This is a genomic window from Phycicoccus sp. DTK01 (genome assembly GCF_017312765.1).
Taxonomy (GTDB): domain Bacteria; phylum Actinomycetota; class Actinomycetes; order Actinomycetales; family Dermatophilaceae; genus Phycicoccus; species Phycicoccus jejuensis.
The window spans coordinates 149,228-173,991 of record NZ_BOPU01000005.1 but is presented as its reverse complement, the minus strand read 5'-3'; the positions used below and the strand labels follow the sequence as shown (position 1 = coordinate 173,991).

At 74.8% G+C, this 24,764-nt stretch carries 24 protein-coding genes; 9 read left to right on the top strand and 15 right to left on the bottom strand.

What is annotated here, in order from left to right; genetic code table 11:
* Window positions 1-23 precede the first annotated feature (23 nt).
* The 10 genes from J3473_RS12705 to J3473_RS12660 all read right to left on the bottom strand — a co-directional run bounded on the left by J3473_RS12705 (window position 24) and on the right by J3473_RS12660 (window position 10,307).
* Entirely contained in the window at window positions 24-818 is a 795-nt protein-coding gene (locus tag J3473_RS12705) for an HAD family hydrolase (RefSeq protein ID WP_207023960.1), read from the bottom strand.
* A 180-nt stretch (window positions 819-998) separates the two neighbouring features.
* On the bottom strand, window positions 999-1,826 hold the full coding sequence (locus tag J3473_RS12700) for a siderophore-interacting protein (protein WP_207023959.1): 828 nt from the start codon (window positions 1,824-1,826) through the stop codon (window positions 999-1,001).
* On the bottom strand, window positions 1,823-2,665 hold the full coding sequence (locus J3473_RS12695) for an ABC transporter ATP-binding protein (RefSeq protein WP_207023957.1): 843 nt from the start codon (window positions 2,663-2,665) through the stop codon (window positions 1,823-1,825). Before J3473_RS12695 ends, J3473_RS12700 begins: the two co-directional genes overlap by 4 nt.
* Complete coding sequence (locus J3473_RS12690) at window positions 2,662-3,729, bottom strand: iron chelate uptake ABC transporter family permease subunit (RefSeq protein WP_207023955.1); 1,068 nt, start codon at window positions 3,727-3,729, stop codon at window positions 2,662-2,664. The genes J3473_RS12695 and J3473_RS12690 overlap by 4 nt, the downstream gene beginning before the upstream one ends.
* Entirely contained in the window at window positions 3,729-4,781 is a 1,053-nt protein-coding gene (locus J3473_RS12685; protein ID WP_207023953.1) for an iron ABC transporter permease, read from the bottom strand. The genes J3473_RS12690 and J3473_RS12685 overlap by 1 nt, the downstream gene beginning before the upstream one ends.
* Window positions 4,778-5,833, bottom strand: coding sequence for an ABC transporter substrate-binding protein (locus tag J3473_RS12680; RefSeq protein WP_207023951.1), 1,056 nt, complete (start codon window positions 5,831-5,833; stop codon window positions 4,778-4,780). Before J3473_RS12680 ends, J3473_RS12685 begins: the two co-directional genes overlap by 4 nt.
* 200 nt (window positions 5,834-6,033) lie before the next feature.
* On the bottom strand, window positions 6,034-7,251 hold the full coding sequence (locus J3473_RS12675) for an ABC transporter permease (RefSeq protein ID WP_207023949.1): 1,218 nt from the start codon (window positions 7,249-7,251) through the stop codon (window positions 6,034-6,036).
* Complete coding sequence (locus J3473_RS12670; protein WP_030527104.1) at window positions 7,251-8,132, bottom strand: ABC transporter ATP-binding protein; 882 nt, start codon at window positions 8,130-8,132, stop codon at window positions 7,251-7,253. Before J3473_RS12670 ends, J3473_RS12675 begins: the two co-directional genes overlap by 1 nt.
* 52 nt (window positions 8,133-8,184) lie before the next feature.
* Window positions 8,185-8,889, bottom strand: a complete 705-nt coding sequence (locus J3473_RS12665; protein WP_256437947.1) for a response regulator transcription factor — start codon at window positions 8,887-8,889, stop codon at window positions 8,185-8,187.
* Window positions 8,886-10,307, bottom strand: a complete 1,422-nt coding sequence (locus J3473_RS12660) for a sensor histidine kinase (protein WP_207023947.1) — start codon at window positions 10,305-10,307, stop codon at window positions 8,886-8,888. Before J3473_RS12660 ends, J3473_RS12665 begins: the two co-directional genes overlap by 4 nt.
* An 84-nt stretch (window positions 10,308-10,391) precedes the next feature.
* Between J3473_RS12660 and J3473_RS12655 the strand changes: the two genes are divergently transcribed.
* On the top strand, window positions 10,392-11,000 hold the full coding sequence (locus J3473_RS12655) for a GrpB family protein (protein WP_242525847.1): 609 nt from the start codon (window positions 10,392-10,394) through the stop codon (window positions 10,998-11,000).
* Between the two features lie 117 nt (window positions 11,001-11,117).
* Window positions 11,118-11,480, top strand: coding sequence for a YciI family protein (locus J3473_RS12650; protein WP_207023945.1), 363 nt, complete (start codon window positions 11,118-11,120; stop codon window positions 11,478-11,480).
* Window positions 11,481-11,508: 28 nt separating this feature from the next.
* On the opposite strand, the gene serS is transcribed toward J3473_RS12650, so the two are convergent.
* On the bottom strand, window positions 11,509-12,777 hold the full coding sequence (gene serS / locus J3473_RS12645; protein WP_207023943.1) for a serine--tRNA ligase: 1,269 nt from the start codon (window positions 12,775-12,777) through the stop codon (window positions 11,509-11,511).
* 135 nt (window positions 12,778-12,912) lie between these two features.
* Between serS and J3473_RS12640 the strand changes: the two genes are divergently transcribed.
* Entirely contained in the window at window positions 12,913-13,881 is a 969-nt protein-coding gene (locus J3473_RS12640; RefSeq protein WP_207023941.1) for a DUF4328 domain-containing protein, read from the top strand.
* Window positions 13,882-13,900: 19 nt separating this feature from the next.
* On the opposite strand, the gene J3473_RS12635 is transcribed toward J3473_RS12640, so the two are convergent.
* Window positions 13,901-14,536 (bottom strand): LysE family translocator, encoded by a 636-nt coding sequence (locus J3473_RS12635; RefSeq protein ID WP_242525846.1) that lies wholly within the window; start codon window positions 14,534-14,536, stop codon window positions 13,901-13,903.
* Between the two features lie 203 nt (window positions 14,537-14,739).
* Here J3473_RS12635 and J3473_RS12630 point away from each other — a divergent pair, with 203 nt between their 5' ends.
* Genes J3473_RS12630 through J3473_RS12605 form a run of 6 tightly spaced genes read left to right on the top strand, consistent with a single transcriptional unit; the run spans window position 14,740 to window position 22,134 of the window.
* Window positions 14,740-16,281 carry an ABC transporter substrate-binding protein gene (locus J3473_RS12630; RefSeq protein WP_207023938.1) on the top strand — a complete coding sequence of 514 codons (1,542 nt, stop codon included), beginning with the start codon at window positions 14,740-14,742 and terminating at the stop codon, window positions 16,279-16,281.
* Between the two features lies 1 nt (window position 16,282).
* Entirely contained in the window at window positions 16,283-17,260 is a 978-nt protein-coding gene (locus tag J3473_RS12625) for an ABC transporter permease (RefSeq protein ID WP_030527112.1), read from the top strand.
* Window positions 17,257-18,141, top strand: coding sequence for an ABC transporter permease (locus J3473_RS12620; protein WP_207023936.1), 885 nt, complete (start codon window positions 17,257-17,259; stop codon window positions 18,139-18,141). The genes J3473_RS12625 and J3473_RS12620 overlap by 4 nt, the downstream gene beginning before the upstream one ends.
* Window positions 18,141-19,319, top strand: coding sequence for an anhydro-N-acetylmuramic acid kinase (locus J3473_RS12615; RefSeq protein WP_207023934.1), 1,179 nt, complete (start codon window positions 18,141-18,143; stop codon window positions 19,317-19,319). The genes J3473_RS12620 and J3473_RS12615 overlap by 1 nt, the downstream gene beginning before the upstream one ends.
* Window positions 19,316-20,479 carry a serine hydrolase gene (locus J3473_RS12610; protein ID WP_207023931.1) on the top strand — a complete coding sequence of 388 codons (1,164 nt, stop codon included), beginning with the start codon at window positions 19,316-19,318 and terminating at the stop codon, window positions 20,477-20,479. Before J3473_RS12615 ends, J3473_RS12610 begins: the two co-directional genes overlap by 4 nt.
* A complete protein-coding gene (locus tag J3473_RS12605) occupies window positions 20,476-22,134 on the top strand; it encodes an ABC transporter ATP-binding protein (RefSeq protein WP_207023929.1) in 1,659 nt (552 codons plus the stop codon). Before J3473_RS12610 ends, J3473_RS12605 begins: the two co-directional genes overlap by 4 nt.
* On the opposite strand, the gene J3473_RS12600 is transcribed toward J3473_RS12605, so the two are convergent.
* Genes J3473_RS12600 through J3473_RS12590 form a run of 3 tightly spaced genes read right to left on the bottom strand, consistent with a single transcriptional unit; the run spans window position 22,080 to window position 24,731 of the window.
* Window positions 22,080-22,847, bottom strand: a complete 768-nt coding sequence (locus tag J3473_RS12600) for a type 1 glutamine amidotransferase (RefSeq protein WP_207023927.1) — start codon at window positions 22,845-22,847, stop codon at window positions 22,080-22,082. The two genes, J3473_RS12605 and J3473_RS12600, sit on opposite strands and share 55 nt — an antisense overlap.
* A complete protein-coding gene (locus J3473_RS12595) occupies window positions 22,837-24,189 on the bottom strand; it encodes a cation:proton antiporter (RefSeq protein ID WP_207023925.1) in 1,353 nt (450 codons plus the stop codon). The genes J3473_RS12600 and J3473_RS12595 overlap by 11 nt, the downstream gene beginning before the upstream one ends.
* Complete coding sequence (locus J3473_RS12590; protein ID WP_207023923.1) at window positions 24,186-24,731, bottom strand: DinB family protein; 546 nt, start codon at window positions 24,729-24,731, stop codon at window positions 24,186-24,188. The genes J3473_RS12595 and J3473_RS12590 overlap by 4 nt, the downstream gene beginning before the upstream one ends.
* Window positions 24,732-24,764: the final 33 nt, after the last annotated feature.

The window sequence follows — 24,764 nt, the reverse complement described above, 5'->3', positions numbered from 1 at the left end:
GTCGAGATCCGCCCCCGCGGATGTCAGCGGAGCGAGTCGAGGACCGCCACGAGGCCGTGCTCGTCGACGTGGCCGGTCACCTCGTCGGCCGCCTCCTTGACCTCGTCGGGCGCGTTGTCCATCGCGACCCCGCGGGCCGCCCAGCGCAGCATCTCGAGGTCGTTGCGCTGGTCGCCGACGGCCACGGTGGCGCCGGGCTCGACGCCGAGGCGACGCCGGACCACCTCGAGCGCGGCAGCCTTGGACACGCCCTCCGGCGTGATGTCGAGCCAGGCGCTCCACCCGACGGCGTACTCGACGCCGTGCAGGCCGATGCGCTCGGTGCCGGCGAGGAACTCCTCGCTCGAGCTCTCGGGATCGCGGATGGTCAGGCGCGTCACCGGGTGGGCCATCAGCTCCTCGAAGGGGACGACCTGGGGCGTGCCGTCGAGCTCGCCGTCGGGGAACGGGGCGGAGACCTTGAAGCCGACGCCGAGCTCCTCGACCGCGACGAGCGCGCTGGGGAACTCCTCGCGCAGGACGCGCAGGGCGGGGGCGGGGTCGAAGGTCACCGCCTCGAGGACCTCGTAGCCGTCGGGGAGGGCGGTGTCGAGGCGCAGGGTGATCGCGCCGTTGGCGCAGACGGCGTACCCGTCGACGAGGCCGAGCTGGTCGAGGACCGGCAGCGTGCCGAGGACGCCGCGGCCGGTGGCCATCGTCACGTGGTGGCCGGCGTCGAGGACGGCGCGGACGGCGCTGCGGACGGGGTCGTGGAGACGGCCGTCGTGGTCGACCGTCGTGCCGTCGATGTCGAGGCACACGAGGTGTGGAGTTCTCATCACTGCCCACGCTACCGAGGCGGGGTGAACGCCGGGTGTCCACGTCACGGACCGGCGACGACCCCGCACGTGCGGGCTTGTCGAGCCCGCCGGCCGATCCCGACGACCCCGCACGTGCGGGCTTGTCGAGCCCGGGGCCCTGTTCTGACAGCAGTAACCCCGCACGTGCGGGCTTCTCAGTCAGGGGCGGGGGCGGCCGAGCTTCCAGTAGGCGCAGAAGAAGACGTCGCGCCGGTCGGTGCCGTGACCGACGAGGACGCGTCGGGCGCCGGCGGCGAGCGAGGCCTCACCGCACGCCCAGCCGTAGGCGACCGGGCCGGGGCGCCGGGCGAGCTCGGCGTCGAGGGCCGGCAGCACGGCGCTCCCGGGGCGACCCCGGCGCACGTGGACACGGGCGTCGCCGAGGTCGTAGGCGTCGAGCACCCGCGGGTCGGCGACCTCGACGTGCACCTCGACCCCGTGGTCGCGGGCGTCGTCGGCGCCGCCCCACGCGTCGAGGATCGCCGCGACCGACGGCACCGCGGTCTCGTCGGCGACGAGCACCTGACGGCCGCCGGCCTCGAACCCGCGGTAGAGCGCCCCGCTCGCCCGGATGCCGACGGCGTCGCCGGGCCGGGCGCGCGAGACCCACGACGAGCCGGGGCCGCTGTCGCCGTGCGTCACGACGTCGATGTCGACCCGCCCGCGGACGGGGTCGTGCTCGCGGACCGTGTACCAGCGCAGCGCCGGCCGCCAGGCGGGCGGCAGCGCGGCCACCGTCACGCGCACGTTGACCGGCTCGGGGTCGGGCAGGACGAGCGGGGCGCCCGCCGGCGGCATGAGCAGGCCGACGTACTCGTCCGGGCCGCACGGCACGAAGTCGCGCAGTCCCGGTGCCTCGCAGACGAGCCGGCGCATCCCGGCCCCGAGGTCGTGCACCTCGGCGACGGTCGCCGCGTACTGCGGGAAGTCGGCGCGCACGATGCCGGTCGAGGCGTCGGTGCGGCGCTCGCGGGCCACGGCGCTCACGACACCCTCCGGCGCGGCAGGACCACCGGCGTCCCGGTCTCGGGGTCCTCGATGACCCGCGCGGACACCCCGAAGACGGCCTCGACGACCTCGGGGGTCACGACCTCGTGCGGCGTGCCCTCGGCGACGACCCGGCCGTCGCGCATCGCGACGAGGTGGTCGGCGTAGCGCGCGGCCATCGCGAGGTCGTGCAGCACCATGACGACGGTCGTGCCGTCGTCGTCGCACAGTCGGCGCACGAGATCGAGGACGTCGAGCTGGTGGGCGATGTCGAGGAAGGACGTGGGCTCGTCGAGGAGGAGCACCGGCGTGCGCTGGGCCAGCACCATCGCGAGCCAGACCCGCTGCCGCTGGCCGCCGCTCAGGCTGTCGACGGGCACGCCGGCGAGGTGCACGAGGTCGGTGCGCTCGAGGGCGTCGGCCACCGCGACCTCGTCGTCGCGACCCCAGGTGCGGAAGAGCCCGTGGTGCGGATGCCGTCCGCGCTCGACGAGCTCGAGGACGCTGACCCCCTCGGGGACGATCGGCTGCTGCGGCAGCAACCCCAGCCGGCGCGCGACCTCGCGCGTCGGCAGCGACCCGATCTCGTCGCCGTCGAGGAGCACCTGGCCGCCGCGCGGCCGCAGCAGGCGGCCGAGCCCGCGCAGGAGCGTCGACTTGCCGCAGCCGTTCGGGCCGACGACGGCCGTGGTCCGGCCGGTCGGCACGACGAGGGTCACGCCGTCGACGACCACCCGGTCGTCGTAGGCCAGCCGCAGGTCGCGGGCGGCGAGGCGGGATCCGGCCGGCGCCTCCGCCGGGTGCTGGGGCACGCGGGGTGCGGTCTCGGTCACGGTCATCGGCCCTCCTGGGACGTGGGACGGGAGCGGAGCATCCAGAGCAGGACGGGGGCACCGAGCAGACCGGTGACCAGGCCGACCGGGAGCGCGGTGCCCGGCACGGCGTAGGCGGCGGCGTAGTCGGCCGCGACGACGACGACGGCGCCGACGAGGGCGGCGACGCCGACGGACGGCCGACCGGGGACGAGCCGGCGGGCGATCGGGCCGCTGAGGAACCCGACGAACGCGACCGGCCCGACGACCGCCGTGGCCGCCGCCACGAGACCGACGACGAGGACGGTGACGCCGACGCGCAGGCGGGCGACGCGCACCCCGAGGGCGGCGGCGAGGTCGTCGCCGAGCCCGAGCACCGGCAGCCGCCCGGTGGCGACGAGCAGCAGGGGCAGAAGCACGGCGTCGACGGCGAGCAGGCGCAGGATGTCGGTCCACGTGACGGTGTTGAGGCTGCCGCTGAGCCAGACCAGGGCGTCCTGCGCCCGGTAGATGCTGGCCCGCACGAGGAGCCAGTGCACGAGCGCCGACAGGCCCGCCGCGAGGGCGACGCCGACGAGGACCATCCGGCCGGTGGCTCCGCCGCGGCCCCCGGCCTGGGACAGGATGAGCACCGCCGCGAGGACCGACCCGGCGAGGGCCGCGAGCGTGACCGGGGTGCCGCGCACCCCGAAGGCGACGACGACGAGCACCGCGCCCGCGCTGGCACCGAGGGTGATGCCGAGGACGTCCGGGCTGGCCAGCGGGTTGCGCAGCATCGTCTGGAACGCGGCCCCGGCGGCCCCGAAGGCGGCGCCGGCGAGCACCGCCATGAGGGCGCGGGGCAGCGTGGACTCGAGGAGGACGAAGGACGCCCCGGGGACCTGCTCGCCGCCGATGATGCGCACGGCGTCGACGAGCGACACGCGGTAGTCGCCGAGCAGCGCGCGGACGAGGACGAGGGCGACGACGAGCAGCAGGAGGACGCCCACCACGAGGCGGCGACGACGCCGCGGGCCGCGCCGTGCCCGGGCCAGGGCGTCGGCGGTCGCGGAGGAGTCGCGGACCTCGTTCTCTCGCAAGGCGGTCGACATCAGAGCCCCTTGACGCGGCGGACGACGAGGACGAGGACGGGCGCGCCGAGCACCGCGCAGACGATGCCGACCTGCACCTCCGACGGCGGGGCCACGAGGCGCCCCACGACGTCGGCGAGGACGACGAAGGCCGGGCCGAGCAGGGCCGAGACGAGGAGGACGCGACGGTGCCCGACGCCGACGAGGACGCGCACCAGGTGGGGCACGACGAGCCCGACGAAGGCGATGGGCCCGGCGAGGGCCGTGGCCGTGGCGGCGAGCAGCACGGCGCCGGCCGCGGCGAGCCCGCGGTGCAGCACGACGTTCTGGCCGAGGCCGCGGGCGAGGTCGTCGCCGAGCGCGACGGCGTCGAGGGTCGGCCCGGAGGTCAGGGCGAGCGCGGCGCCGACGAGGAGGAACGGCAGGACGTCGAGCACCTGGCCGGCGTCCCGGCCGGCGACCGACCCGACCTGCCAGAACCGGAAGCTGTCGAGCGAGCCGCGGTCGGTGACGAGCACGGCGCCGATGAGGCTCTGCGCCAGGGCCATCACCGCCGCGCCGGCGAGCGCCATCGAGACCGGGGCGCTGGCCCGTGGCGCCATGAGCGTGAGCGACTGCACGAGCACGGCGACGGCGAGGGTGCCGACGATCGCGGCGACGACGTAGCCGCCGACGGAGTCGAGCCCGAGGAAGCGGATGCCGAGGACGACCGCCAGCGCGGCCCCGGAGTTGAGGCCGAGGATGCCGGGCTCGGCGATCGGGTTGCGGCTCAGGCCCTGGAGGACGACTCCCGACAGCGCCACGGCCGCGCCGACGACGAGGCCGATGACGGTGCGGGAGACGCGGGAGGAGACGATCGCAGCCGTCTCGGGATCGGCGCCACCCCCCGTCAGTGCGTCGAGGACGGCACCGGGCGCGAGGTGCTGCACCCCGAGGAGGAGCGAGGCCGCCACCGCCGCGAGGACGACGAGCGCCGACCCCGCCAGGGCCCACGGGAGCGCGACGCGTGCCGACCCGCCCCGCGACCCCCCTGCGGGGGCGGGCCGGGTCGGCGGCGCGGCGGTGGTGGTCACGCGGACGGCTCGCCCTTGACCGCGGAGACGAGCTTGGGCAGGAAGTCCTCGACGGCCGTGCGGACCGACAGCGGGCTGGGCAGCGACATCGACAGGGCGACCTCGTTGTCGGCGCTCGCCACGTAGTGGCCGTCCTCGAGCGCCGGGATGCGGCCGATGAGCGCGTTCTTGCGCAGCTCCTCGGCGCCGGCGCCCTGCTCGGCGTAGAAGACGACGACGTCGGCCTGCAGGCTCGACGCCTTCTCGGCGCTGAGGTTGGCGGTGAACGCGGACGGGTCCTTCGCGCTCAGCTCGGCGACCGTCGGGGAGTCGGCGAACCCGAACTCGCGCAGCATCTGCGGGCGCAGGTCGGAGGTCGTGTAGAGGCCGATCGTGCTGAGGTCGGTGGGCGTGAACCAGGCCCAGGCGGCGGTCTTGCCCTTGATCTCGGGGTTGGCGGCGACGGCGTCGGCGATGGTCTTCTCGGTGCTCGCGGTCAGCGCGGCCGCCTCCGACGGCTTGCCGACCGCCTGACCGATCGCCGCCACCTGGTCCTGCCACGGGGTCCCCCACGCCTTCTCGGTCCAGGGCACGGTCGGGGCGATCTTCGAGAGCTTGTCGTAGTCCTCCTGCGACACACCGGAGCTGAGGCCGAGGATGAGGTCCGGGGTGGTGGCCGCGATGTCGTCGAACGGGATGCCGGCGGAGTCGTCGTAGCGGGTCATCCCGGAGGTGTCGGCGCCGATCTCCTCGACCTGCTCGTCGAACCAGTCGGTCGAGCCGGCGTCGTTGCCTCCCCACGTGATCTTCGGGGCGCCGACCGGGACGATGCCGAGCGCGGCGAGGGTGTCGGCGTCGGCCCATCCGACGGTCGCGATGCGCGTGGGGGCCCGGGTCACCGTCGTCGAGCCGTAGGCGTGCTCGATCGTCACGGGGAAGGCGGCCGCGTCGGCGGTGGCGGCGGTCGACGCGCTCGGGGTCGAGGCCCCGGTCGGGCCGGTCGAGCAGGCGGCGAGGACGAGGGCGGCTGCGGCGAGGGGGGCGGCGGTGAGCAGCCGGCGACGCGAGGGCACGATGGACTCCAGTCGGGGTGAGGCTTGCCTTACTTAGGTGAGCCTCACCTTAGCGTCACTCGCTGTGCCGCCGTCAACCTTCCCCGCCATCGGGACCGCGCAGGCGCCCTCCCCCGGCAGTGACCCCGTCGAGTGAACAGAACACGCCGTGCGCGGCGGACCACGGACGGCGTGTTCTGTTCACTCGACGGGTGGGGCGCCTACTCGGGGGCCACCCAGGCCTGCTTCATCGAGAGCTTGCCGCTCGTCTGGAGCAGCGCCCGCCGGTAGAGGCGCTCGGCCACCCGGAGGACGAGCACCGCCGCTGCCACGAGCACGGCGAGGGCGACGACGGCCTCCCACCACTGCGCCGTCCCCTCGAGGACCCGCGTCGGCATGAGCACGGCCGAGAACGGCGGCACGTACGAGGCCACGACCTTCGCCGACCCGTCGAGGAAGAGCGACCCGAAGAACACCGCCATGACGAGCATCGTCAGCGGGGTCGCGGTGCTCTGGACCTCCTCGGTCCGCGAGGCGAGGGCCCCGGCGACGGCCCACAGCGCGGCGAGGGCGACGAAGCCGGCGACGAAGAACACGAGGAACCACACGACCGGCCCGCTGACCGCCGTCACGAGGGACGCGTACGGCGTGAGCGACAGCCCGACGAGCCCGACCCCGGCGTAGAGGACCATCTGGGCGATGGCCAGCACGCTGTTGCCGACGATCTTGCCGATGAGCAGCTGCCGCACCGGGATCGAGGTCGCGATGATCTCGACGATGCGCGACTGCTTCTCCTCGACGACGCTGTTGGCCAGCGTGATGCCGAAGGTCAGCGTCGCGATGTAGAAGAGGAAGGCGAACGCGAACGCCACGCCCTGCGCGAGGCCGGCCTTCTCGGCGTCGCCGGTGAGCAGCGTCGTCGTGACCCGGCTGCCGGCCTCGAGCCGCTCGACGCTCGTCCCGAGCTCGCCGGCCTGCTGCTCGAGCGTCGCCTGCCGGACGACCTCCTGCGTGACCCGGGTCAGGTCGTCCTGCGACTCGGTGTCGGAGGTCAGCACCCACCCGCCGTCGACGCGGTGCAGCCAGGCGTCGGCGTCACCGGACGTCACGAGCGCGCGGGCGGCGGCGTCGTCGGCCACGGGGTCGACGCCCACCTCCACCTTGTCGTCGATGCCGGTCGCGGACGACGCGAGCCGGTCGGCCATCGCCCGGTCGGCGCTCGTCGCGGCGACCGTGTAGGTGCTCGTGCGCTCGGCGCTCCAGGCCTGCCAGCCCATGAACGCGGCGATGAGCACGAGGGTCACGACGGTGCCGATGACGAACGCGCGGTCGGTCAGCTTGACGACGACCTCGCGGCGGGCGACGAGCGTCCACGCCGCGCGGCCGGCGACCGGCTCGTCGGTGACGGAGGTCTGCGGGGGCGTCAGCGTCGTGGTCATCAGGCGGCCACCTCTCGGTAGATGTCGGCCAGGGCCGGTCGGACGGGGGCGAACTCGTGGACGGCGCCGCGCCCGGCGGCCTCGCGCAGCACGGCCTGCTCGGCGCCCTCCTCGAGGACCTCGACGAGGGCGGTGCGGCCGTCGACGTCGACGACGTGGATGCCGCGCACCTCGCGCACCCAGCCGGCGTCGCGGTCGAGGCTCAGTCGGTAGCGGACGGGACCGCGCGAGCGCAGCTCGTCGGCGCCCCCCGAGGCGACGACACGCCCCCGCGAGAGGATGACGAGGCGGTCGCAGAGGCGCTCGACGAGGTCGAGCTGGTGGCTCGAGAACAGCACCGGCACACCGGTGCTCGCGTGCTCACGCAGCATGTCGGCCATCGAGTCGACGGCCGTCGGGTCGAGGCCGGAGAACGGCTCGTCGAGGATGAGCGCCGTCGGCCGGTGGAGCAGCGCGGCGACGACCTGCACCTTCTGCTGGTTGCCGAGGCTCAGCTCCTGGAGCCGGTCGCCCGCACGGCCGTCGAGCCCAAACCGCTCGAGGTGCTCCTGCGCCGCGCCGCGCGCCACCGCGGCCTCCATCCCCTTGAGCTGGGCGAGGTAGACGAGCTGGTCGAGGACGCGCTGCTTGGGGTAGAGGCCGCGCTCCTCCGGCATGTACCCGAAGCGCCGCTGGTCCTGCGCGGTCACCGGACGGCCGCGCCAGCGCACCTCCCCCCCGTCGATGCCGAGGACGCCCATGACCATCCGCATGGTCGTCGTCTTGCCCGCCCCGTTGCCGCCGACGAAGCCGGTGAGGATGCCGTCGCGGACGTCGAAGCTGACGCCGTCGACGGCGGTCGTGTCACCGAAGCGCCGGGTGAGTCCCTTGATCTCCAACATGCCTCCGACGCTAGGCGCCCGCGGCCGTCGGCGGATCCCCCCGTGGGTGGGTTCAGCCCTCCGCCGGGGTGATGAGGCCCGCCTCGTGCGCGAGGACGACGGCCTGCACGCGGTCGCGCAGCTGGAGCTTGGCGAGGCAGTTCGACACGTGCGTCTTGACCGTCGCCTCCCCGAGGAAGAGCGTGCGCGCGATCTCGCCGTTCGACAGGCCGCGCCCGACGAGGACGAGCACCTCGCGCTCGCGCTCGGTCAGCCGGTCCAGGCCCGGCGGGTCGGGGCGGCGCGGGGCCGGGCGCTCGCTCGTCATCCGCTCGATGACCCGGCGCGTCACCTCCGGCGCGAGGATGCCCGAGCCGGAGCCGACGATACGGACGGCCTCGACGAGCTGCTCGGGCTCGGCGTTCTTGAGGAGGAAGCCGCTGGCCCCGGCGTCGAGCGCGTCGAAGAGGTAGTCGTCGCGGTCGAACGTCGTGAGGACGACGACCCGGCCGAGGTCCTCGGCGACGATCCGCCGCGTCGCCTCGATGCCGTCGAGCACGGGCATCTGCACGTCCATGAGGACGACGTCGGGCCTGGTCTCGCGGGCGACGACGACGGCCTCGGCCCCGTTCGCGGCCTGGCCGACGACCTCGAGGTCGTCCTCGACCGAGAGCATCATCGTGAAGCCCGAGCGGACCATCGCGTGGTCGTCGACGAGGAGCACCCGCAGCGGTGCGGCGGCGTCGGTCGCGTCCGTCGGGCCGGTCTCGCCGCTCACTGCTCCACCACCTCGGCGTCGGGCAGGCCGTCCGGGCTGTCGGGGACGCCGGGCGCCGCCTCGCGCCACGGGTAGCGGGCCCGGACCCGGTAGCCGCCCGTCGGCCGCGGGCCGATCTCGACGGTGCCGCGGTGCGAGGCCGTCCGCTCGCGGATGCCCAGCTGACCGAGGCCGCTGCCGGAGGTGCCGGCACGCGGGCGGCCGTCGTCGACGACCTCGACCTCGGCGAACCCCGCGACGTCGTCGAGCCGGACGACGACCGAGACGCGCGTGGCCGTCGAGTGCTTCTCGACGTTGGTCAGCGCCTCCTGCACCGTGCGGTGGATGGAGTGGGCCAGCGGCGTGCCGAGCCGGGACGCGGCCCCGGGCCGGGCCTCGACGACGTCGAGCGCTACGCGGCGACCCGGGGTCGTGCAGGCCGCGACGAGGTCGGGCAGCTGGGCGAGGCCCGGCTGGGGCGCGCGCCCGGGGGCGGCGGCGTCCGACGCGGCGCCCGGCCGCTCGACCTCGCGCAGCGTGCCGAGGAGGCCGCGCATCGACGTCACCGCCTCCCGCGAGGACCCCTCGATGCCGGCGAGCGCCGTCCGCGTGGCCTCCGGGTCGCGGTCCATGACCCGCCGGGCGGCCGCGGCCTGGATGCCGATGACCGACACGTGGTGGGCGACGACGTCGTGCAGCTCGCGCGCGATGCGCAGCCGCTCCTCGGTGACGGCGCGCTGGCGCAGCGCCTCGGTCTGGGCCGTGATGGTGGCCGCCTGCCGCTCGAGCACCGCGCGGTCGCGCGCCGAGCGCCACTGCAGCTGGCCGATGACGACCGCCCCACCGAAGTACACGACGTTGATGACGAGGGTGAGCAGGACCGCCGCGGGGATCTGCCCGAGGACCCCGTAGCGCTCGCCCGCGGTGGCCTCGTCGACGTAGTCCTGCGCCGCGTTGCCGAGGGCGAACTGCAGCGCGATCCACGTGAACATCACGACGACGATGACCCCGACGACGACGAGCATCCAGCGCCGGTCGCGCGCCCACGCCACCCCCGACATGAGGGCGACGAAGTAGATGACCTGCATCGTGAACTGGCCCATGACCATCGGCATCGTCACGCCGACGACGATCATGTGGACGGCGGCGAGCGCGGCGACGGTGACCGGCCAGCGCCGCCGGCCGACGAGCAGCCCGGCGCCGGTGGCGACGGCGAGCCACTGCACCCACCACGGGGCGCCGGTCTCACGGAGCACGCCGACGCTGCGGACGAGCTCGAGCGCGACGAGGCCGAAGACCCCGATGGCGACCGCCCAGGCGACGTCGGCGCGGCCGACGGGCGGTCGCGGCCGCTGCCACGTCTCGTCGGCCCCGAACCACCCGGCGACGCGGGCGAGGACGGGTCGCGCGGGCTGCGCGGGGCGCACGGGGCTGGGCATGGCGACCAGCCTAGGTCGGGCCGCGGTGTGCGGCCTCCCCCGCGAGGGGGAGCCGACCTCGGCCCACCGGACTAGGGTGCGACGGTGGCCACCGCCGAGGAGATCGCGTCCTTCCCCGACGACACCCCGCCCCCCGGCGCCTCCCCGTGGGTCGCCGGAGGGCCGTCCCCGATGGTCGCCGTCGTCGACCCGGATCCGGCTTGGCCGGTGTCGTTCGAGCGGCTCGACGGCCTCGTCCGCGACGCGCTCGGGCCCCGGGTCCTGCAGCTGGACCACATCGGCTCGACATCGGTCCCCGGCCTGCCCGCCAAGCCCGTCATCGACCTCGACCTCGTCGTCGCGGACCCCGACGACGAGGATCACTACGTCCCCGCGCTGGAGGCGGCCGGCTTCGTCCTCTGGGTACGTGAGCCGTGGTGGGACGGCCACCGCCTATTGCGGCACGCCGACCCGGCGGCCAACCTCCACGTGTTCGGGCCCGACAGCGCCGGCCCGTGGCGCGACCGCGTCTTCCGCGACTGGCTGCGCGCGCACGACGACGACCGCGACCGCTACGCCGCCGTCAAGCGCGAGGCGTCCGACGCCGCGGTCGGGGCCGGTGAGCACGCGATGCAGTACAACGCCCGCAAGCAGGAGGTCCTGCGCGACATCGCGCGGCGGGCCTTCGCCGCCGCCGGGCTGCCCGTGCGCTGACGCCGTCGCCGCCGTCCACGGGATCGGGCCGCTAGCGTGTCGATCCCGGCGCGGCTCGCTCGTCATCGGGACGTGGGACGGCTCGACGGGCGGGCCGCCGTGACGGAAGGACGAGTGATGGCCGAGTACCTCCTGTACTTCAACCAGCAGTGGGTCGGGGAGCACCCCGCCGAGTGGTTCGCGTCGAGGGCCCCCCTCGCGCTGGCCGTCGTCGACGAGATGCGCGCCGCCGGCGTCTACGTCTTCGCGGGCGGACTCGAGGAGGACGCCCCGGTCTACTCCGTCGACCCGACGGTCGGCGACGAGGTGGTCGTCACCGACGGCCCCTACGTCGAGACGCAGGAGTTCCTCGGCGGGTTCGCGGTCGTCGACGTGCCCGACGACGCGGCCGCCCGGGAGTGGGGCGCCCGCATCTCCGCGGCCTGCGGCTGGCCGCACGAGATCCGGCGGTTCGGCAGGAACCCGGACCTCCCGGCCTGACCGGCCGGGGTGGCCGGGGCGGGGCGGGTCAGCGGACGGGCGTCAGGACGTCGAGGCCGACGACCGGCCGCAGCGCCTCGGGGACGACGACCGACCCGTCGGCCTGCTGGTGGTTCTCGAGGATGGCGACGAGCCAGCGCGTCGTGGCGAGCGTGCCGTTGAGCGTGGCCGCCACCTCGTTGCCCGCCTCGCCCCGGAAGCGGGTGTTGAGGCGGCGCGCCTGGAAGGTCGTGCAGTTCGAGGTCGAGGTCAGCTCGCGGTAGCGGCCCTGCGTGGGCACCCAACCCTCGCAGTCGAACTTGCGCGCGGCCGGCCCACCGAGGTCGCCGGCGGCGGTGTCGATGACCCGGTAGGGCACCTCGACGAGCGCGAGCATCTCCTTCTCGAGGGCGAGCAGGCGCTCGTGCTCAGCGGCGGCGTCCTCGGGACGGCAGTAGACGAACATCTCGATCTTGTTGAACTGGTGCACACGGATGATGCCGCGGGTGTCCTTGCCGTACGAGCCGGCCTCGCGGCGGTAGCAGGTCGACTGCCCGGCGTAGCGGACCGGCCCGGCCGACAGGTCGACGACCTCGTCGGCGTGGAAGCCCGCGAGCGCGACCTCCGAGGTTCCGGTCAGGTAGAGGTCGTCGGCCTCGAGCCGGTAGACCTCGTCGGCGTGGTGGTCGAGGAAGCCGGCGCCGGCCATCACCTCGGGCTTGACGAGCGTCGGGGTGATGAGGGGGACGAAGCCGAGCCCGATCGCCTTCTGCATCGCGAGGTGCAGCAGGCCCATCTCGAGCCGCGCGCCGACGCCCTTGAGGAAGTAGAAGCGCGAGCCGGCGACCTTGGCGCCACGCTCCATGTCGAGCGCGTCGAGGCCCTCGGCGAGCGCGAGGTGGTCCTTCGGCTCGAAGCCCTCGGCCGCGAAGTCGCGCGGGGTCCCGACCTCCTCGAGCACGACGTAGTCGTCCTCGCCGCCGGCCGGCACCTCGGGCTCGACGACGTTGCCCATCGTCCGCATCAGCGCGTCGAGCTCGGTCTGGGCGTCGTCGGCCGCGGCCGAGAGCGCCTTGACCTCGGCGGCGATCTCCTTGGTGCGGGCCAGGAGCGCCTGCTTCTCGGCGCCCTGGGCGCGGGCGACGTCCTTGCCCATCGACTTCTGCTCGGCGCGCAGCCGCTCGTAGGCGGTGAGCGAGGAGCGGCGGCGCTCGTCGGCGGCGAGCACGGCGTCGACGACGCCGTCGTCCTCACCGCGGGCGCGCTGGCTCGCGCGCACCGTGTCGGGGTCCTCCCGGAGCAGCCTGATGTCGATCACGTCGGCGAGTCTAACGACGCGGTCGGGGGCGCCTCCTCCGTGTTTCCCGGCGCCGGGCCACCTCGCCCGGCCGGGTTGTCCACAACCTCACCGAATCGGGATGTGCCGCGAACCGGTTGCCGCCACACTCTGCGCATGAGCACTGGGGGACAGGTGATGGCGGGCGCGCCCGCGGGGTGGTACGACGACCCGGAGGACGCGAGCCGGCTGCGCAAGTGGGACGGCACCGGCTGGACCGACTCGTGGATGGCGCGCGGGTCGGGGGCCGCCCGGGCGCAGCAGGCGTCGGGCCGTGCTCCCCTCCCGGGATGGCACCGCGACCCCGCCGACGCCGCGCGCCACCGCTGGTGGGACGGCCGGGCCTGGACGCCCCGGGTCGTCGACGGGCCGCTCTTCCTCGAGAAGGAGCGCCGGGGAGGCGGCTTCCGCACCCTCGGCTACGCGCTGCTCGCGCTCTTCGCCCTGCACGTGGTGAGCGCCGTCGCGCTCATCGGGATGAACATCTGGGCCTGGGCCCTCTTCGGCCGCTGGGTCGACGACCCCTCCTCGATCCTCACCGGGGAGGGCGAGCTCCTCGAGTCGGCCGGTCTCCTCTTCCAGGTGGGGTCGGCGCTCGCCTCCCTCGTGACCGCGGCGCTCTTCGTCGCGTGGCTGCACAGCGCCTACGGCTCGGACCGGGTCGACCCGGGCGCGCTGCGGTTCTCGCGCGGGTGGACGGTCGGCGTGTGGTTCGTGCCCTTCCTCAACCTCGTGCGACCGCACGGCCTCGTCCGGGACCTGTGGCGCGGCCTCGGCGACCGGGTCCCGCGCTCGCCGGGGCCGTGGGTCATCACCGTCTGGTGGGTCACCCTCGTCCTCGCGCGCACCGTCGCGGCCGCCACCAGGGTGGCGGAGGAGGGCGTCGCAGCCCAGATGGGCACGAGCGAGGAGACCGTCCTCGCCGGCATCGAGCGGCTGCGGCCGCTGCTCTGGTGGGAGAACGTCGCCGCGCTCGGCTGGGGCGTGGCCGCGGTGCTGGGCGCCGTCGTCGTCCTGCGGGTCGACCGGGCGATGCACGCCGGGGAGCACGACGACCCCCTGCCCGAGGCGCCGCCGGCCACCTGAGCGCCGCCCGGCCGCCGACTCAGTCGGGACGGCCGGTGACGAGCAGGCCGGTGCCGAGGCCGACCATCATGAGCCCGCCGACGCCACCGACCCGCTCCATCCGGCGCGGGGACGACGCGAACCACTCGCGGAACCGCGACGCGGCGAGCGCCACCGCGCCGTCCCCCGCCAGCGCGACGACCGCGAAGACGGCGCCGAGGACGAGGAGCTGGAGCGCGACCGGGCCCGTGCGGTCGACGAACTGCGGCAGCAGCGCCATGAAGAACACGAGCGACTTCGGGTTGGTGACGCCGACGACGTAGCCCGCCCGGACCGCGTGCGAGGCCGGCGCGGCCGGCAGCCCGGACGACAGCGCCGCCGCGAGGTCACGGCGGTGGCGGACCGACTGGACGCCGAGGTACACGAGGTAGCCGGCGCCGACGAGCTTCAGCCCGGTGTAGAGGGCCGCGCTCGAGGCGACGAGGGGACCGAGACCGACGGCGATCGCGACGATCTGGGTGAGGATGCCGCCCGCGTTCCCCAGCACCGTGAGCAGCGCGGCTCGGCGCCCCGCCGAGAGGGCACGGCCGATCGTGAAGAGCACCGACGGACCCGGGATCGCGACGATGACGACCGAGGCGAGGGCGAAGGCGAGGACGGTGGCGGCGGACGGCACGCGCCCAGTGTGGCGCCGTGAGGACGGAGGCCGCACCCCCGTTCGACGGACACCTGCCGGTGGCCGTCGACCGCTCGGATCGTGAATAAGTAACGTCCACGCGTTCCACTGCGTGACTTGTTGACCTAGCATCGGCCGCGTGGACCGTGCCGGTCCCCGAGCTGCGGGGACACGGGCCCTCCGACCACCTCCAGGAGCCGATGATGCCTTCCGTCCGACGACCGTCCGCCCGGGCCACCGCGGCCCTCACCCTCTGCGCGGCCCTCGGCCTCTCGGCCTGCGGAGGCGGGGCCACCAGCGGCACGGCCGCGTCCGGCGACGGGCGCATCGTCGTCGGCATCAGCGCCGACCCCACCCAGACGCTGCCGTGGACGGTCACCTCCAAGCAGGCGATCCAGGTCCTGTCGCAGGTCTACAGCACCCTGCTCGACACCGGGGCGAACTCCGAACCGGTCGCCGGGCTCGCCGAGCTGCCGACCGTCTCGGACGACGGGCTCACCTACACCTTCACCCTCAAGCAGGGCGTCACCTTCAGTGACGGGTCGGCCCTCGACTCGGCCGACGTCAAGCACACGTTCGAGACGATCATGGACCCGGAGTCCAAGGCCACGTCGGCGTCGTACTTCGCGAGCGTCGCCTCCGTCGAGGCTCCCGACGCCCAGACCGTCGTCGTGACGCTGAGCCGTCCGGACGCCTCGTTCCCCAGCGGCCTCACCGGGACCAACACCGGCATCGTCCCCTCCGACGCCGACCCGGCGACCCTCGAGAAGACGCCGCTCGGCTCCGGCCCGTACGCCTGGGACACCCGGACCCCGAACCAGTCGATCACCCTGAAGCGCAACGACTCCTACTACGGCGGCACGCCGGGCGCGGCGGGCCTGGAGTTCCGCGTCATCCCCGACGAGCAGGCCATGGTCTCGGCCCTGCGCACCGGGGCCGTCGACCTCACGGTGCTCGACGACCCGATCACCGCGCGGACCGCCGGGACGGGCAAGGTCACGAGCACGGCCGTCGACTCGCTAAGCTATCACGCCCTCCAGCTGCGCGCGTCGTCACCGACGCTCTCGGACGTCAACACGCGGCTCGCCATCCAGTGCGCGGTCTCGCGGCAGGAGGTCGTCGACTCCGCGGCCCTCGGAGCCGGTGAGGTGACCGGCCCCATCACCTCACCCCAGTACCGCTCCGACCCCGCCGCCCAGCCCTGCCCCGAGCAGGACCTGGCCAAGGCCAAGCAGTACCTCGCCGCCGCGGGGACGCCCGACGGCTTCGACCTCAAGCTCATGACGTCGCAGGGCCTGTACTCGACCGCGGTCGACGAGGCCCAGGCCATCCAGGCCCAGCTCGGCAAGGTGGGCATCCGGGTCCAGCTCGAGAGCCTGGACTCCGGCGACTACGTCGACCGCTGGCTGGCGGGCGACTTCGACGCGGCGATCGCGCTCAACGGGGGCAGTGCCGACCCCAACACCATGTACGCCCGGTACTTCACGAGCAAGGGCAGCTTCCAGAAGGTGGCGGGCTACTCCTCGCCCTCGCTCGACCGGCTGTTCACCGAGGGAGTCGCGACGACCGACCCGGCCGAGCGCAAGGCCGTCTACACGCAGGTCTCGGACGAGCTCGTCGACCAGGCGGCCTGGGTGTGGCTGTTCACGCCGAAGCTGTTCCTCGTCCACGACAGCGCGATGCAGGGGCTCGAGGCCCGGACCGACGCGAGCCTCAGCACCCTGTGGAAGGCCTCGCTCGGCTGACATGACCCGACTGCGCGCAGCCCTCTCCCGTCCGCTCGTCCGCCGGCTCGCCGAGGCCGTCGTCACCCTCGTCGGCGTCTCGCTGCTCACCTTCGTGGTGCTGCGCGTGGTGCCGGGAGACCAGATCACCGCGTCGTACGGCATCGCGGCCGGGGAGCTGAGCCCCGACCAGATCCGCTCCCTCGAGGCGTACTACGGCATCGACCGACCGTGGCCCGTGCAGTACCTCGGGTGGCTCGGCGGAGTCCTGTCGGGCAACCTCGGGCTCTCGACGGCCTCCGGCACGAGCGTCGCCGCCCTCACGGCGCAGGCGCTCCCCAACACCGTCGAGCTGGCGGTCCTCGCGATCGTCGTCGGGCTGCTCCTCGGGATCCCCGGGGGGATGCTCGCCGCCAGCCGTCCGGGGCGGGCCCGTGACGGGGCGACCCAGCTCGGGAGCCTGCTCTCGCTGTCCGTCCCCTCGTTCCTCCTCGCGACCGCCCTCGCCACGTTCCTCGCCAACCAGCTCGGCTGGTACCCCAACGGCGAGGGGTACCGCACCCTGCTCGAGGACCCCTGGCTCAACCTCCAGCAGATGGCCCTGCCCGCGCTCGTGCTCGGCGTCAGCATCGCCTCGCCGGTGCTGCAGACGACGCGCACCGCGATCCTCGGGGTGCGCTCGGAGGACTTCGTCCGGACAGCGAGGGCCAAGGGCGTGCCCCCGCGACTGCTGCAGGTGAGGCACGTGCTGCGCAACGCCCTGATCCCCGTCGTCACGATGACGGGCCTGCAGTTCGGCTTCCTCCTCTCGGGCGCGCTCGTCGCCGAGCAGATCTTCGCCGTCCCGGGCATCGGCCGCCAGGTGCTGCTCGGGCTCCAGCAGAAGGAGTACGCCGTGGTGCAGAGCACCGTGCTCGTCATCGCCGTCATGTTCGTGCTCGTCAACCTCCTCACCGATCTCGTCTACCGGCTGGTCGACCCCCGGGTGCGTGCCCGGTGAGCGCCACCGAGACCGGTCTCGAGCCGGGCGCGGCCGCCGCCGGTCGGGCGCGTGCGTGGCGGGCCGCCTTCGGCACGCCCTCGGGCGCGGTCGGGGTGCTGCTCATGGTGCTGGTCGTGGGCCTCGCGCTCGTCGCCGCCCTGGGCCTGACCCCGCGGGACCCCGCCGCTCAGGACGTCTCCCGCTCGTTGCTCGGCCCGTCCGGCGACGCGTGGTTCGGGACCGACCAGTTCGGCCGTGACGTCTTCGCCCGTGTCGCGTCGGGTCTCGCGAACTCGATGCGGGTCGCCGTCGTCTCCGTCGCCGCGTCCGGGGCGGTCGGCATCACCCTCGGGGTGCTCGCCGGCTTCTTCGGCGGGCTGGTCGACCGGCTCGTCGGCATGCTGACCAACATCCTCTTCGCGTTCCCCTCGCTCCTCCTGGCCCTGGCGCTCGCGGCCACGCTCGAGCGCAGCTGGCTCACCGTGAGCATCGCCATCGCCGTGGTCTACGTCCCGATCTTCGCGCGCGTGGCCCGGGGCCCCGTGCTCAGCCTGCGCTCCGCCGAGTACGTCGTCGCCTCCCAGGCCGTCGGGCGCTCGCGCCTCTCGACGCTCGTCGAGCACGTGGTGCCCAACATGACCGGCATCCTCGTCGTCCAGACGACGCTGTCGCTGTCCTGGGCGATCCTCACGGAGGCCTCGCTCAGCTTCCTCGGCTTCGGCACGCCGCCGCCCGCCGCCTCCCTCGGCGGCATGGTCTACGACGCCCAGACGCTCGCGGTCATCGCCCCGTGGCTGCTCGTGTTCCCCGGCATCGGGCTCGTGGTCGCCGTCGTCGGGCTCAACCTGCTCGGGGACGCGCTGCGCTCGGCCCTCGACCCGCGCGCCGGGGGTCGCTGATGCGCGTCCTCGGGATGATCTCCGGCACCTCGCACGACGGGATCGACGTCGCGGTCGTCGACCTCGTCGCCGACCGCGACCGGCTGCGGATGCGGCTCGTGCACACCGCGTCCGCCCCCTACCCGGCGGACCTCCGCCGCCTGCTGCTCGACGCCCTGCCCCCGACGGCCGTCGGGATGGACGCGGTGTGCGAGCTCGACACACGGATCGGGCAGGCGTTCGCCGCGGCCGCCGCCGACGCGCTGGAGGCCGTGGGCGCGGTCGACCTCGTCTGCTCCCACGGCCAGACCGTGTACCACTGGGTCGAGGCCGGGAAGGCCCTGGGCACGCTCCAGCTGGGGCAGCCGGCGTGGATCGCCGAGGCCACCGGCGTCCCCGTGGTCGCCGACGTGCGCGCCGCCGACCTCGCCGCCGGTGGGCAGGGCGCGCCGCTCGTCCCGGTGCTCGACCGGCTCCTCCTGGGCGGGACCGACGGCAGGCGCGCCGGCGCGCTCAACCTCGGCGGCATCTCGAACATCACCGTCTGCACACCGGGCGCGGACCCCGTCGCCTGGGACATCGGGCCGGCCAACGCGCTCGTCGACGCCGCCGTGGTGACCGGGACCGACGGCGCCGCGGCGTTCGACGAGGACGGCAGGCTGGCGGCGGCGGGCACGGTCGACGAGGGCCTGCTCGAGGTCCTGCTCGCCGAGCCGTACTACGCGCTGCCCGCGCCGAAGAGCACCGGCAAGGAGCTGTTCCACCGCGCCTACCTCGACGACGCGCTCGCCCGTGCGGGGACGCACCCCCTCCTCCCCGACCTCGTCGCGACCCTCGTCGAGCTCACCGCGCGCACCGTGGCCCACGCCGTGCGGGCCGCGGACCTCGACCTCGTCGTCGCGTCCGGTGGCGGGGTCCGCCACCCCGGGCTCATGACCCGGCTCGGTGCGCTCCTCGAGGGGGTCGAGCTGACCACGACCGAGAGCCTCGGGATCCCCTCCGACCAGAAGGAGGCCGTGGCCTTCGCCCTCATCGGCTGGGCCACCGCCCACGGCCTGCCCGGCAACGTCCCGTCCTGCACCGGGGCCTGCGGCCCCCGCGTCCTCGGCGGTGTGCTCGTCCCGGGGGTCGGCGGTTGGCGGCCCGGTCCCCCGCTCGCGAGCTGGCCCGGCTCGCTCGTCGTCGAGGGGGCTCCGTGAGCTCACCGGCCGACACGGCACAGCACCTCCTCACCCTCGGCGAGCGCCACCCGGCCGGAGCCGTGGTGGGGTGGCGCACCCCCGACGGCGGGTGCGACGTCGCCGCATCCGGCTGGGCCGACCTGGGGTCGGCCGACGCCGAGGGGACGCCGATGACCCCCGACTGCCGGCTGGACCTGGCCTCGGTGACCAAGGTCGCCGTGACCACCACGCTCGCCCTCCTCCTCACCGCGGAGCAGCTGCTCGACGTGGACGCCCCGGTCGGGGAGTACCTCCCGGACGCCGTCGACGCCCGGCTGCGCGAGGACGCCACCGTCGCGGACCTGCTCTCGCACAGCGCCGGGCTGCCGCCGTGGCGCCCGCTCTACCTCGCCGGCACCGACCGCGAGGGGACCCTCGAGCGCGTCCTCGCCCTCCCCCTCCACCGCCCTCCGGGCCACGAGCGCCGCTACTCGGACCTGGGGATGGTCCTGGCGGGGCTCGTCGTCGAGAGGGCCTGCGGCGAGGACCTCGACGTGGCCTTCCGCTCCCGCGTCGCCGAACCGCTGGGCCTCGCCGCCCGGTTCGGCCCGGTCGCGGCGGCGCAGGCCGCCACCAGCTCCGACAGCGACGTCGTCGAGCAGGTCATGGTCGCCACCGGCCGGCCGTACCCGGTCGACGCGGACGGCGCGGACTTCCGGGGCTGGCGCGCCGGTCCGGTCCGGGGACGTGCGAACGACGGCAACGCGGCGCACGCGCTCGGTGGCGTCGCAGGTCACGCCGGGCTCTTCGCGCCGCTCGCCGACCTCCTCCTCCTCGGAGCCGCCCTGACCGACGGACGACTCGTCGACACCACCCTCCTCGACCGGTTCGCGCGCCCGACCGCCGTGGACCCGAGCCAGGCGCTCGGGTTCCGAGTCCACGACCGGGCCAACGGGCGCGGCGGTCCCGGGAGGTGGCTCTGGCACAGCGGGTTCACCGGGACCTTCTGGGCGTTCGACCCGGCCACCGGTGTCGTCGTGGCCGCGGCCGCCACCCGACTGCACGGCACGACCGGGCCGCTCCTCGCCGTCCCACCGGCGCCGGAGACCCCCGACCCGCTGGCCGGCCTGGCCACCGGGGACGAGATCGCTGCCGCGGTCCTCGCGGCGGCACCCCGCGGTGAGGAGACCACGCGATGAGCACCCCGTCCGACCCCGGTCGCGCCGGCCCCGTCCTCTCCGTGCGGGGCCTGCGCGTCGCGTTCAGCACCGCGCGCGGTGACGTGGAGGCGGTCCGTGGCGTCGACCTCGACGTCCGTGCCGGCGAGACCGTCGCCGTCGTCGGCGAGTCCGGCTCCGGCAAGTCCACGCTCGCCTCGTGCGTCAACCGGCTGCTGCCCGAGAACGGCCGGATCATCGCGGGCAGCGTGCGGCTGGGGGACCTCGACCTCACGACCGCCGACGAGCGCACCCTGCGCGACGTGCGTGGCCGACGCGTCGGCATGGTGCCGCAGGACCCGATGACCGGCCTCAACCCCGTGCTCACCGTCGGAGCCCAGATCGCCGAGGCCCTCGAGGTGCACGACCGCGCCCGGGGGTCCGCGGCCCGAGCGGAGGCCGTGGCCCTCCTCGAACGCGCGGGCCTCACGGACGCCGGGCACCGGGTCGACCAGTACCCGCACGAGTTCTCCGGAGGGATGCGCCAGCGGGTGCTCATCGCGATGGCCCTGGCCTGCCGCCCCGAGGTGCTGCTGGCCGACGAGCCCACCTCGGCCCTCGACGTCACGGTCCAGCGGCTCGTGCTCGACCAGATGGCCGAGCTGGCCGACGACCTCGGGTCCGCGGTGGTCCTCATCACGCACGACCTCGCCCTCGCGGCCGAACGGGCCGACCGCGTGGCCGTCATGTACCGGGGAGAGATCGTCGAGACCGGGCCTGCGGAGGAGCTCGTCACACAGCCCCGTCACGAGTACACCCGCCGTCTCCTCGGGGCAGCGCCCGGCCTCGCGGTGCGCAAGGTGCGGGACCGTCCTGCCGGCGCCTCCGAGGGTGCCGTCGACCCCGGGGAGGAGAGCCCGCTGCTCACCCTGTCCGGTGTCGTGCGGCGCTACCGGGTGCCCGGGAGGTCCGAGCCCCTCACCGCCGTCGACCAGGTCGACCTCGAGGTACCGGTCGGTCGGACCGTCGCGGTCGTCGGCGAGTCGGGCTCCGGCAAGTCGACGACCGCCCGTCTCGCCCTCAGGCTCGAGGACCCGGACGAGGGCACGGTCCACTTCGACGGCGAGGACGTGACCGGACGGCGCGGCCGCCGCCTGCGCGGCTTCCGGCGGGCCGTGCAGCCGGTCTTCCAGAACCCGTACGCGTCCCTCGACCCGCGCTACACCGTCGAGCAGGCCGTCGCAGAGCCGCTCGTCGTCCACCGCGTCGGTGACGCCCGCACCCGCCGGGTCGCCGTCCGCGAGCTGCTCGACCGGGTCGCCCTGCCGGTCGCGCTCGCGGAGCGCCGTCCGCACGAGCTGTCGGGCGGGCAGCGTCAGCGCGTGGCCATCGCCCGCGCCCTGGCGCTCGACCCGCGCCTCGTCGTCATGGACGAGGCCGTCAGCGCGCTCGACGTCCTCGTCCAGGAGCAGGTCCTGGACCTCATGGTCCGGCTCCAGGAGGAGCTCGGGCTGTCCTACCTGTTCATCACCCACGACCTGGCCGTCGTGCGACTGGTGGCGCACCGGGTCTACGTGATGAAGGACGGCCGGATCGTCGAGCACGGGGACCCGGAGGCGTTGTTCGCGGACCCGCGCGAGGACTACACGCGCCGGCTGCTGGACGCGATCCCCGGCCGCTCGCTCGCCCGCTCCTGACCTCGCCCGACCACGGCCACGAAGGCGACGAGCAGCGCCCGGGCGGCCGCCTCCGACGCGGGCTCGGCGGCGCGGGCGGCGGCCCGCAGCGCGTCGAGGTCGAACCCCTCGGCCGCGACCCGGCCGGCGTCCCAGCGCTCGAGGCGTTCGGCCGAGGCCTCCGGGTGGAACTGCACGCCCCAGGCGGCGGCGCCGACCCGGAAGGCCTGGTGCGGGCAGGTGGCGGAGGCCGCGAGGTGCACGGCCGCCTCGGGTAGCGCCGTCACCTCGTCCCGGTGGTTCTGGATCGCCGGGAAGGTGTCCGCGAGGCCGCCGAACAGCGCGTCACCGGTGGCCGCGGGCGTGCGCCGGACGACGACCGACCCCCGCTCGGGGCGCCCCGAGTCGGCCGTGACCCGGCCGCCGGCGACGAGCGCGAGGAGCTGGGCGCCGAGGCAGATGCCGAGCAGCGGCGTGCCGTCGTCGAGGCAGGCGGCCGCGAGCCGCCGCTCGGCCGGCAGCCAGGGGGCGCGCTCGTCGGCGTCCGGCATGAAGCCGCCGCCGAGGAGCAGCACGCCGTCGAGACCCTCCGTCGTCGCCGGCACGGACGGGCCGTCGACGACCCGCAGCCGCACCCCGGCCTCCTCGAGCCAAGCCCCGAAGCGCCCGGGGCCGCTGTCGGGGTCGTTGACGACGACGAGGACGAGCGGGCCGTCACGGACCTCAGGCGGCACGGGCCATCCCGTCCGGTCCGCCCGGCCCGCCGGGGCGCCCCCCGCCCTCGGCGGCCGCCTCGTCGCGCCGGCGCTCCAACCAGCGCATGGCGGGGGTGGCGAGGACGCCGTGGACGACGACCGAGAGGGCCACGGTGAACCCGACGGCCGACCACAGCCAGCGCTCCTCGGTGAAGCGCGCGTGGCCGAGCGCGAAGGCGAGGTAGTAGAGGGAGCCGATGCCCCGGACCCCGAAGAAGCCGATGACGAGCCGCTCCGGCACGCTGAGGCACGCGGTGCGGGTGCCCTTGCGGTGGCCGAGGAAGGACACGTAGCCGGCGACCGGCCGGATGACGAAGACGAGGAGCAGCCCGACGAGGACGCCGCGCCAGTCGAGGTTGGCGAGCAGCCCGGTCGTGATCGCGAAGCCCAGCCCGAGCAGCATGACGAGGGTGAGCAGGGTCTCGAGCCGCTCGACGACGTCGTGCATGTGCCGGTGGTACTGGTCGTGGCGCTCGAAGGAGCGGATGGTCATCGCGCAGGCGAAGACCGCGAGGAAGCCGTAGCCGTGCGCGAACTCGGCCGCGCCGTAGGCGAGGAGGAGGGCCGAGAGGGCGAGGAGCGGCTCACCGACCTCGGCCAGCCTCAGCGAGCGGCGCGAGGCCCGGAAGGCCAGCCGGGCCAGCACCCAGCCGACGAGGCATCCGACCGCGACGCCGACGACGACCTTCCCCACGAGCTCCCAGCCGACCCAGAGCAGCACGCCGCCGGCCGGGGCCGCGCCGGCGAGGAAGATCGCCGCCCAGACGAACGGGAACGCGAGGCCGTCGTTGAGCCCGGCCTCGCTCGTCAGCGCGAACCGCACCTCGTCGTCCTCGTCGAGGTCGTCGTCGTCCCCCTCGAGGGTGGGCCCCTCGACCTGGACGTCCGAGGCGAGGACGGGGTCGGTCGGCGCCAGCGCCGCCCCGAGCAGCAGGGCCGCGGGGAACGCCACCCCGAGCGGACCGAAGGCCAGCAGGGCGACCGCGCCGATGGTCAGCGGCATCGCGATGCCGAGCAACCGCCACGTCGGCTCCCAGGAGGCCCAGGACGCGCGCAGCCGCGGCCGCAGCGGGCGGTCGAGCGCGAGCCCGACGCCCATGAGCGCGACGAGCACGGTGAACTCGGCGAGGTGCTCGATCCACGGGCGCAGCGCCACGGGGTCGATGACGACGTCACCGGAGACCGCGGTCGTCCCCACGAGGAGCCCGACCGCCACGAGGACCATCGGGGCCGAGAGGGCCCAGCGGTGCAGGGCCTGCGGGAGGACGGCCGCGAGGAGGAGCGCCCCGCCCAGCAGGACGTAGACGAGCTCGGGACTCACGGGAGGGCGACCCCGACGTCCACGAGGTGGTGCGCGAGGTCGTGCAGGCCGTAGCGGCCGAAGGACAGGGTCGTGAACCGGGCGCCGTCGGAGCGGGTGGCGGTCCGTGACCACGCGACGTCCTCGACGCCGGCGAACCGGTCGGCGAGGCCGGCGGCGGCCTCCCGCAGCTGCGCGGAGACGGTGGCCGGCTCCTGCTCGCCGTAGCGCTCGGCGACGGCGGTGGCGTCCTGGTCCCAGTTGCCGAACGTCGGGTCGTCCTGCGTGAGGATGCCCTCCAGCCGCTCCTCGAAGAGGCGGCAGACGTCGCGCACGTGGCAGGCGTACTCGAGCGGCGACCACGTGGCCGGGTCCGGCCGGACGGCGGCGTCGGGACGCTCGAGCACCGACGCCCACGGGTCCGTGAAGGCGGTCACCAGCCGGGCGATGTCGTCGGAGGCGACGGCCCGCGGGTCGAAGCCGCAGTCGGGGCACGGGCGCTCGAGCACCCACGTCCAGTCCTTGGTGTCGGGCACCAGGGCGGCGTCGGCGTTCTCGGTCATCCCCGCAGACTACGGGCGTGCCGGGCCTCCTGT

What these genes read in the sequence shown, in the direction of transcription:
- J3473_RS12705 (WP_207023960.1), bottom strand. Translation starts at nt 818, where the DNA reads ATGAGAACTCCACACCTCGTGTGCCTCGACATCGACGGCACGACGGTC.
- J3473_RS12650 (WP_207023945.1), top strand. Translation starts at nt 11,118, where the DNA reads ATGGCCGAGTACCTCCTGTACTTCAACCAGCAGTGGGTCGGGGAGCAC.
- J3473_RS12630 (WP_207023938.1), top strand. Translation starts at nt 14,740, where the DNA reads ATGCCTTCCGTCCGACGACCGTCCGCCCGGGCCACCGCGGCCCTCACC.
- J3473_RS12695 (WP_207023957.1), bottom strand. Translation starts at nt 2,665, where the DNA reads ATGACCGTGACCGAGACCGCACCCCGCGTGCCCCAGCACCCGGCGGAG.
- J3473_RS12590 (WP_207023923.1), bottom strand. Translation starts at nt 24,731, where the DNA reads ATGACCGAGAACGCCGACGCCGCCCTGGTGCCCGACACCAAGGACTGG.
- J3473_RS12690 (WP_207023955.1), bottom strand. Translation starts at nt 3,729, where the DNA reads ATGTCGACCGCCTTGCGAGAGAACGAGGTCCGCGACTCCTCCGCGACC.
- J3473_RS12670 (WP_030527104.1), bottom strand. Translation starts at nt 8,132, where the DNA reads ATGTTGGAGATCAAGGGACTCACCCGGCGCTTCGGTGACACGACCGCC.
- J3473_RS12640 (WP_207023941.1), top strand. Translation starts at nt 12,913, where the DNA reads ATGAGCACTGGGGGACAGGTGATGGCGGGCGCGCCCGCGGGGTGGTAC.
- J3473_RS12625 (WP_030527112.1), top strand. Translation starts at nt 16,283, where the DNA reads ATGACCCGACTGCGCGCAGCCCTCTCCCGTCCGCTCGTCCGCCGGCTC.
- J3473_RS12675 (WP_207023949.1), bottom strand. Translation starts at nt 7,251, where the DNA reads ATGACCACGACGCTGACGCCCCCGCAGACCTCCGTCACCGACGAGCCG.
- J3473_RS12615 (WP_207023934.1), top strand. Translation starts at nt 18,141, where the DNA reads ATGCGCGTCCTCGGGATGATCTCCGGCACCTCGCACGACGGGATCGAC.
- J3473_RS12660 (WP_207023947.1), bottom strand. Translation starts at nt 10,307, where the DNA reads ATGCCCAGCCCCGTGCGCCCCGCGCAGCCCGCGCGACCCGTCCTCGCC.
- J3473_RS12605 (WP_207023929.1), top strand. Translation starts at nt 20,476, where the DNA reads ATGAGCACCCCGTCCGACCCCGGTCGCGCCGGCCCCGTCCTCTCCGTG.